This is a genomic window from Mariniflexile maritimum (assembly GCF_009746565.1).
GTDB classification, from domain to species: Bacteria; Bacteroidota; Bacteroidia; order Flavobacteriales; family Flavobacteriaceae; genus Mariniflexile; species Mariniflexile maritimum.
Map to the genome: position 1 here is coordinate 54,427 of NZ_WRPN01000015.1, position 8,409 is coordinate 62,835.

An 8,409-nucleotide genomic window follows, 5' to 3' on the forward strand; every position below is an offset into this window, starting at 1 on the left:
TATTTTACACTTATCTAACGAAAAAAATTGAACCTAAAAAAATTATCGATAAAAATTTAATACAAAAGGGTTATTTAACATGAAAACAGAAGTGGCATTGATAAGTTTGTTTGAAAATTAGGTTATGGATTAAAAAAAAAACTAAACATCGTGATGACCGATAGTTGAATTAAAAAGTTGAATTTCTGCGCGATTATCTTAATGTATCACACCCAGTTTTTTGCCCACTTTTGTAAAGGCCTCTATGGCCCTGTCCAAATGTGCTTTTGTGTGTGCCGCCGATAGCTGCACGCGTATCCTTGCCTTGTTTTCTGGAACAACCGGGTAGAAAAAACCTATAACATAGATGCCTTCCTTCAACAATTCATTGGCCATGGTCTGGGATAATTTTGCGTCATAGAGCATAACGGGTACAATCGCCGCCCCTTTTCCTACCAAATCGAAACCTGCGGCTTCCATTTGGCTTCTAAAATAATTGGTATTGGCCTCTAGCCTATCGCGTAAAGACGTATCATTTTCCAATATATCAAAAACCTTCAATGATGCCCCCACTATGGCGGGTGCCAAGGAATTTGAAAACAGGTAAGGCCGCGAACGCTGGCGCAGCATCGCTATGATCTCCTTTTTGCCCGTTGTGAAACCGCCCATGGCGCCACCCAGCGCTTTTCCCAGCGTACCGGTAACAATATCGACCCTACCCAGCACGTTCTTTAACTCAATAGTGCCTCGGCCCGTTTTTCCTATAAAACCTGATGCATGGCATTCATCTACCATTACCAAGGCATCATATCTATCGGCCAAATCACAGATTTTATCCAGTTCCGCAACCACGCCGTCCATTGAAAAAACGCCATCGGTAACAATGATTTTAAAACGATGATTCGCCTTGTTGGCCTGGATCAATTGGGCCTCCAGGTCCTGCATGTCATTGTTGGCATATCGGTAACGTGCCGCTTTGCACAAACGAACGCCATCGATGATGGATGCATGGTTTAAGGCATCTGAGATAATAGCGTCTTCATGCGAGAGCAAAGGCTCGAAAACACCGCCATTGGCATCGAAGGCCGCTGCATAAAGAATGGTGTCCTCGCAATGGAAAAAGGCGGCTATTTTTGCCTCCAATTGCTTATGGATGTCCTGGGTTCCGCAAATAAAACGAACGGACGACATGCCAAAACCGTGGGTATCCAACGTGTCCTTGGCTGCCCGAATGACCGCTTTGTTGTTTGATAGGCCCAAATAGTTGTTTGCACAGAAATTGATAACCTCCTGCCCCGTGGATATTTTTATTACAGCGTCCTGTGAAGATGTTATGATGCGCTCTTCTTTATAAAGGCCTGCTTCTTTAATGTTCTGTAATTCTGCCGCCAAATGTTCTTTGATGCTGCCGTACATAGTTGGAAATATTTTTGTTGGTTACTAAATTATAACATTCTTTTAATTTTTCAATTATAATTTAGGTTATCAATTTTAATAGGAGTTGCAACAAAGAGTTGGGAAGTTTGTGGCTATTGTTATATCCCAGGTTAAATCAGATTAGGAACAATTGTTCCTGATCCGGATTCATTTGAATCCAAATGAATCCAATAAAAATAAAAAACACTGATAATCATACGATTAACAGTGTTTTGATACTTCCTATTTCTAGGTTCGTCGGGGTGGCAGGCAGAACTCCCCTAACATATATTTTTAATATTCAAATAGTTACATATTAATTTACTCCTTGGTAACCGAATAGGTAACTTATTTGATAAGACCTTTTGTTCTATTTTGATACTAAGATAAGCCTTTTATAAAAGAAAAACTATTTTTAATAAAAATATGATGAATAGATAGAGTGGAGAGTTGAACAATCTTGAGTTTATAAAAGTGAGCATAACAAAATTACCACTAAACCTTTTATAAGTAAGGTCATGACATATTTTTAAGTGGTATAATAATTTCTGTTTTTCAAATCTAAGCACATTTCTAGGGTGAAATCGTTATGACAGAACTAACTTTTATGTTTTAAATAACTGTTTTACAGTATTTTACGTGTTTTTACTCAAAAGATTCACCGAATAGTACACTAAAGTCAAAAAGAGCTAAATAAAAGCAAACTGTATTTGTTTTTATTTTATAAATATATAATTTTTATTTTAAATAATAACTCTAATAAAAAGTTTTAGGATCAGTCGAAAAGTTCAACCTCTTCTAAAATTTTCAGTTTTACAGCCTTGGAAACCATATAGTGAGAATTATATCCTAAGGGGACGTTCAATTTCTTTTTAATTCTTGCGACATAAGTTGAAACGGTTTTTTCGTTTAAACCTAATTCTTTAGATATGGTTTTGTTTTTATACCCTTTTTGAATAAGTTTCAAAACAGCAAGTTCTCGTTTAGATAGTTTTTTTATTTCCATTTCAAACAACTTTTTTTATAATTTTTAGATTTCCAAAATTTAGAGCTTGCGCAATTTCTTTTCTATTATTATTTACCATCGGACTACAATTTAATTGGGATGGCAGAATGAAATTGAATTTCATAAACCACTGTATTTTAACGATTTAAGCATTGCTATTCAAGTATAACACACCGAATTGCACACCAAAATCAAAAAGAACTAATTAAAACAAAATTTAATTGTTTTTGGTTACATAAAGGTACATATTTCATTAAAACAAATGAAATTTTATCGACATAAGGATAAATATTGTTCAAATTATTTAATGCTATTTTCAAAAACAATTTCTGATATAATAAAAGTATTCTCATCAATTGGCTCTCTAGTATATTCATTAATATCGGATCCAGAACCAACTCTCCAAATGTCAATATCTCTAAATTTTATTGTCATTAACATTGAAATAAATGTAAATGGTTTTGGACCTAATGGAGCGATTATTATACTGTATTCCTCTCTAAGTAAATAATATAGTGATGTTAATTCACGCTCAAGAGATAACATATCATCTAATTGAAATGTTATTATCTTTTTTTTATCTGTTCTATCTAAAAGAGTTGAATTATTTTCCTCTATTTTTTTTACAAATTTATAATCTAATGCTGGTTTGGAATAAATTATATAATATTCTTTAGGATCTAAATGTTCAATGATACCTTCAGCCTTTCTTTGCTCATATCCAAGACAAACTATTAATGCCTTTGGTTTATCTGTTGGAACAATATATTTACCTGGTAAAGGAGCAATTTCTGTATTTGGTTTTGGTTCTAAGGGTTTAGTGAATTTTGATGGAGTATAAATAAAATATACTGTAATAGAATTAAAATCTAATTCTTTCTTTCTTAAATATAAAATAATAGTATAATACCATGACTTTGTCATGCAAGAATAATCAACTATAATACATAAATCCTTCTTTGAGTCAACACCTAGTTCTTGATCTAATATGGTAGATATTTCTTGATGATTTTGTAGTTTTATTTTTTCAATGCTACTATGGTCATGTTTCACCTTATATGAATCTTTATAAACAAATAAAATTGATTTAGAGATAGTATTATTTTTAATAATTTTATCATAAGCTGTGAATACTCTTTTTTCATGATTTCCTGCAAATAGAAATAGTGATATCTCTTTTTCAGAAATACTATTTATATCAATTTGTTTACCATATTTTATAACCATTTCTCTTAATTCTAGTTAAATAATGATATTTGACCTGCATCATCTAATAAAGTTAAACATTCGCTAAGCTTAGTTTTATTATAAACTCTTAAAGGGATGTTATACAAAATACAAAATATATAAGATAGCTTAAATCTTTTATTTCTAATTTCGAAATCAAAAGAATCATCATTAGAGTCTAATAAAATAAATGCGCCTTGAGCAACACCTTTCTCAATAAGTTCTACGATATTATCATGGATCTTATCATCTGAATTATCAACTAAAAAAGTGCTTTTTGGATCCATCAAAAAATTCTCTCCTAATATCTGATTTTCAAAGTACTTACCCACTCTTTCAATAATATCAATTATTGTAAAATTGCAATCTCCTACAGGAATATTGGCAATAACATTTTTATATCTTTTTGACACATTCAATAATTCATCAAACTGTTGTTTTTTATCAATATTGCCACCATTTGATTTAGAAATAATTGCACTAACAATTCCAATCAACCATCTTGGGTTACCATCACAGATTTTTGAAATCACCTCAATACCAGAAAAAAGATCTGTAGCTTTTTTTCTACTTCTATATTTAACTTTTTTTCTAACAATGTTTTCTTCGATGAAAAAATTCCTAAAATAAACTATTGGCTTGATCTTTCTATATAATACATCTTTTTGATTGTCATTAATTGGTATTGGATTTGCTATATCAACATCTTTATTTTCAAGAAAAGATTTAAAAGATTCATCTTTATTAATTAAACTGATCATTTCCTTATAAAAATCACTCCCTTCACTATAACTATCAGAAGTTTTATTATAAATATCATTAGAGCCAAATACTTTAACTAGATTTGAATTACTTGGAAGAAAAGACTTAATTATTTTTTTTGAGAATTCTTCATTATCTTTCGATATCCACATTTTTATGAGTTCGACATCATTTCCAGGAGTAGCTCCATAATCAGACAATAATGACTTTTCCAAAGCAGAAGGTAATATTGGACTAGCACTCAATTTATATAATAAGTATTGAGTTCTACTTCTAAGTGAAATAAACAGTTTCTGTTGCAGCCATATGGGTGCAAATTCTAATTCATCAAAACATAGAGCCCACTTCTTTTTTTCTTCTATTCCATAAATACGTTCAAATTTGGGAATAATTAATTCTAGTGATGTTTCGAAGGACAAATTATAGTAGTCAGGTACGTCTATTTTATCACCAGGAGCATAATTAAAAATCACTTGTTGAATAAATTGATTTACACTGTCTATTCTATCATTAAGTGCTTCTTTGACATATTTTAGTTTAGGAATAGTATTTGATAATTTCCATGCTTTAATTAAATGACTACATAGTTCAATTTCCTTTTTCTCATCTTTATTTTTTAATTCAATATTTATAATATTTAAAAATGAATCACAAAGAGATGTAAAAACATTACTACTAACGGCAAAATGTGAAACCATATCAGCAAAGGTTCCATAGGCTTCTAATTGACTACCGTATGTTAAGTTTTTCACATTCCAGTATATATCTGTAGATATATAAATTCCATAAAAGGGGATATTATTTCTAATATCTTCAGCTTTACTATCTGAATTCCATGCATGTAAGGCAGGAATTGTTAACATTTTCATTAGAGTAGTTTTACCACAACCACGAGCTCCTAAAATAATAGAATGATTATTCTTTACTAGCTTGTCAAAGCTTTCTGACCAAATAAATCTTTCAGCCACTTCTTTAGGTGCTAAATGTCTGGCATTATAACTTATAAGAAAATTATTAGTTTCCATCTATGGCTTTTGTATTACTTATTATTTCTGGAATTTGAGAAAGCTTTCCAGAAAGTATTAACCCCTCATCTTTCAATTTCAACTCTATATGTTTTGCTTCATTTGGTGTTAGATATTCAATATCCGGAATGGCTTTAACTACATCTGACCAATTTTTAACGGTCTCATTTCCAACTTCAGCTATAATTTTATCGACCACATCTTGCAAAATTCCATCAAATCCAAACCCCGTATATGAATCAAAACCCTCATCATCATTTACTATTTTCCAACCATTTTTTGGTATAAAAGTCCATGTGGTTATTCTTCCTTTTGATGGTTTTCCCTTAGTTTTAACTAAGTCTATCTTATGAAATGTATTTCTTCGACTAGTCCAGCCTAAATTTGAGATAGCTGAAAAACTACCTGATGACAGTATTGGTATTTTTGTTCCAGATGAATGAAAATTATGGTATCTCAATAATGGATCATGTTTATGTCCGTGTATAAACAAATCAAAATTATATTTACCTAAAACCTCCAAAAGTGCATCTCCATTGATAATTTTATCCTCTTCTCCTAATTTAAAACGAGAATGATCTATCGGATGATGATGTGCAAGTGCTATATTTATTTTATCATCATTATGTTTTACCAAATATTCATCTATGTAGTCTATTAGGTCCTCACCTACTTTACCACCTCCTGAAGCCTTCTTATTGTGATGATAATGAGAGCTGTTAATTACAAGAATTCTATAATCATCAGCTTCAATAAATACACACCCTTTTGACCAAAACTTATCACAGTCGTCATCGTCTTTTAAAGGAAACCCTTTTTTAATACCTTTTGCAATTTCCAAACTATAATTTGAAAATGTTTCATATGAATCAACATCATGATTTCCTAAAGTAGCTATAACTTCTTTGCCTTCTAATTCTTTATTGATTTCTAGAGTGAAATCCCAACCAGAAATAAAACCTTGTGCATCTGTTTTGTTCGTGAAATCTCCAGGACACAAAGTAAGATCAACTTTTATTTTCTCTTTTTTTATAATCTTTAAGATACTTTCTACTGGATGATTGTTTGGATCAGTTCTTAGCATATTAGAAGTTAAATATGTATCCTTAGAACTAGATTCACTGTAATGACAATGCATATCACTAATTATTGCAATACTTAATTTTTTTGAACTCATATTAAATTGTATTGCATATAATTAATTCATTATACATCCCTCTAGTCTTGTTACGACCTCCTACTTGGCTATATCTTGATTTAATAAATATTTTTCCCATTCCTTTATACAAATCAAGTATAGAATGATGGCTCGCATTTGTTAAAATAAAATATGCTCCCTTATTATTTATGGCTTGAATAAAATCCCTTAATCTTTCTTGGTCATCCCAGGAAAATAATTTTTGGTTATATTCAATAAACCCATTATTCTCATGTGCTATCGTATATGGTGGGTCTAAAAAAACCAAATCATCTTTTTTGATATTTTCTAAAGTTTCTTTAAAATCTATAGCTTTAATGGTAACATTTTGTAATGCTTTACTAACTAATCTTAAATTATCTTCAGAAACTATATCTACATTTTTTCTTTTACCATAAGGCACATTATATATTCCTTTACTATTAACTCTATAAATACCATTAAAAGAACATTTATTCAAATAAATAAACTTTGCTGCTTTTGTATGAGATTTATTAGTTCTAGCCTTTCTAATTCTATAGAATTCTTCTTCTGTATTTTTTAATAGCTTGAGAGTTTTAATTAATAGTTCAACGTTATCTCTTATTTCTATATATGTCTCAATTAAATCATTGTTAATATCATACAGATATGCTTCTCCATTTTTATCAATAGAAAAAAATACAGATCCGCCTCCTAAAAAGCATTCATGATAATTGTTAAAGTTGTTAGGGAGATATTTTGTAAGTCCGTCTTTTATAAGCCAGTTTTTAGATCCAGTCCATCTCAAAAAAGGCTTACATTTGGCTTTATATAAAATAGGTGTATTAATTTCTTTCATAATTATAACTGTCTCAAATATAATTATATTAATAATTCGAGAACTATATAATTTAATTATTCTATTGCTATATCGAAAAAATGGAGAATTTAAATATACAAAAGAAGAAGGAATTAAAATACATAATTTTGATTATAAATTTTCTTCTGCTTCAATTAAATTTAAAAGTAAAACATCTGTCAAATTAGCACCAATTTGAACTAAAATTCTATTTCGTTCATATTGTAATTCTCCTAGATCTATTTTTCTTCCATGGAACAAGTTATCTCTTATTTGTTTAATAATAGAGAATAAAGCTTTGAAATTAGTAGCGTTCCAATTCTCTGCGTGTACAATTTCTTCTTGATTATCTTCAATCTCTTCTTTTTCAAATAATTCAGATCGATATTTTAAAAAATAAGTGGCTCTAAGAATGTTTAGTGTTGGTTCAAAATTATTATTTGAAGCACCAACAGGCCTCATAATAGCTAATTCTTTTGCAATATTTTTAATTTCATTCATCTGCCAATAAAAATCACCATGATTATTGCAAAATAGTTGCGCACCATTATTTCTTCCAAATTTTCTTTTCCAATAAGATTCTAACCATTCATAGTTTTCATGAAATCTTCTTCTTATTTCTTTATTTTCTAAATCTTGATTTAATCTCTCGATAAAATCTCTTATTTCATATGAAACCATAGTAACTGCTTTAATTCTATGTAAAAGTAAACATTTTCATTCCACACATATTACGCTTCCCTTCTACGTCATCGCATAAAAAATATTCCAATAACATTGTACAAGAAACTTTTAAGAATAAATTTTTTCAAGAACCTGTAGTTACTAATTTCACTTTTAACCAAAGTTCAATTTGTAAGCTTCCCCAAAATTCGGCCATTTAAAAATAGAATTCGACAAGCGACGCAGGAGCGCGTTCAGTAAGAATTATTAAATTTAAATCCGAAAACTTATGAAGACAACCCATTTTACAGAA

The 8,409-nt window shown here is 30.1% G+C and carries 7 protein-coding genes; all 7 read right to left on the reverse strand.

What is annotated here, in order from left to right; genetic code table 11:
• Nucleotides 1-198: 198 nt before the first annotated feature.
• The 7 genes from kbl to GQO80_RS15010 all read right to left on the reverse strand — a co-directional run bounded on the left by kbl (nucleotide 199) and on the right by GQO80_RS15010 (nucleotide 8,114).
• Nucleotides 199-1,395 (reverse strand): glycine C-acetyltransferase, encoded by a 1,197-nt coding sequence (gene kbl / locus GQO80_RS14980; protein WP_157209175.1) that lies wholly within the window; start codon nucleotides 1,393-1,395, stop codon nucleotides 199-201.
• Nucleotides 1,396-2,170: 775 nt separating this feature from the next.
• A complete protein-coding gene (locus GQO80_RS14985) occupies nucleotides 2,171-2,401 on the reverse strand; it encodes a response regulator transcription factor (RefSeq protein ID WP_157209176.1) in 231 nt (76 codons plus the stop codon).
• Nucleotides 2,402-2,701: 300 nt separating this feature from the next.
• Nucleotides 2,702-3,628, reverse strand: a complete 927-nt coding sequence (locus tag GQO80_RS14990; RefSeq protein ID WP_157209177.1) for a hypothetical protein — start codon at nucleotides 3,626-3,628, stop codon at nucleotides 2,702-2,704.
• Nucleotides 3,629-3,639: 11 nt separating this feature from the next.
• Nucleotides 3,640-5,415 carry an ORC-CDC6 family AAA ATPase gene (locus GQO80_RS14995; RefSeq protein ID WP_157209178.1) on the reverse strand — a complete coding sequence of 592 codons (1,776 nt, stop codon included), beginning with the start codon at nucleotides 5,413-5,415 and terminating at the stop codon, nucleotides 3,640-3,642.
• Nucleotides 5,405-6,592 carry a metallophosphoesterase family protein gene (locus GQO80_RS15000; protein ID WP_157209179.1) on the reverse strand — a complete coding sequence of 396 codons (1,188 nt, stop codon included), beginning with the start codon at nucleotides 6,590-6,592 and terminating at the stop codon, nucleotides 5,405-5,407. Before GQO80_RS15000 ends, GQO80_RS14995 begins: the two co-directional genes overlap by 11 nt.
• Nucleotide 6,593: 1 nt before the next feature.
• Nucleotides 6,594-7,433, reverse strand: a complete 840-nt coding sequence (locus GQO80_RS15005; protein ID WP_157209180.1) for a DNA adenine methylase — start codon at nucleotides 7,431-7,433, stop codon at nucleotides 6,594-6,596.
• Nucleotides 7,434-7,565: 132 nt separating this feature from the next.
• On the reverse strand, nucleotides 7,566-8,114 hold the full coding sequence (locus tag GQO80_RS15010) for a hypothetical protein (RefSeq protein ID WP_157209181.1): 549 nt from the start codon (nucleotides 8,112-8,114) through the stop codon (nucleotides 7,566-7,568).
• Between the last annotated feature and the right edge of the window lie 295 nt (nucleotides 8,115-8,409).

What these genes read in the sequence shown, in the direction of transcription:
- GQO80_RS15000 (WP_157209179.1), bottom strand. Translation starts at nt 6,592, where the DNA reads ATGAGTTCAAAAAAATTAAGTATTGCAATAATTAGTGATATGCATTGT.
- GQO80_RS15010 (WP_157209181.1), bottom strand. Translation starts at nt 8,114, where the DNA reads ATGGTTTCATATGAAATAAGAGATTTTATCGAGAGATTAAATCAAGAT.
- kbl (WP_157209175.1), bottom strand. Translation starts at nt 1,395, where the DNA reads ATGTACGGCAGCATCAAAGAACATTTGGCGGCAGAATTACAGAACATT.
- GQO80_RS14995 (WP_157209178.1), bottom strand. Translation starts at nt 5,415, where the DNA reads ATGGAAACTAATAATTTTCTTATAAGTTATAATGCCAGACATTTAGCA.
- GQO80_RS15005 (WP_157209180.1), bottom strand. Translation starts at nt 7,433, where the DNA reads ATGAAAGAAATTAATACACCTATTTTATATAAAGCCAAATGTAAGCCT.
- GQO80_RS14985 (WP_157209176.1), bottom strand. Translation starts at nt 2,401, where the DNA reads ATGGAAATAAAAAAACTATCTAAACGAGAACTTGCTGTTTTGAAACTT.
- GQO80_RS14990 (WP_157209177.1), bottom strand. Translation starts at nt 3,628, where the DNA reads ATGGTTATAAAATATGGTAAACAAATTGATATAAATAGTATTTCTGAA.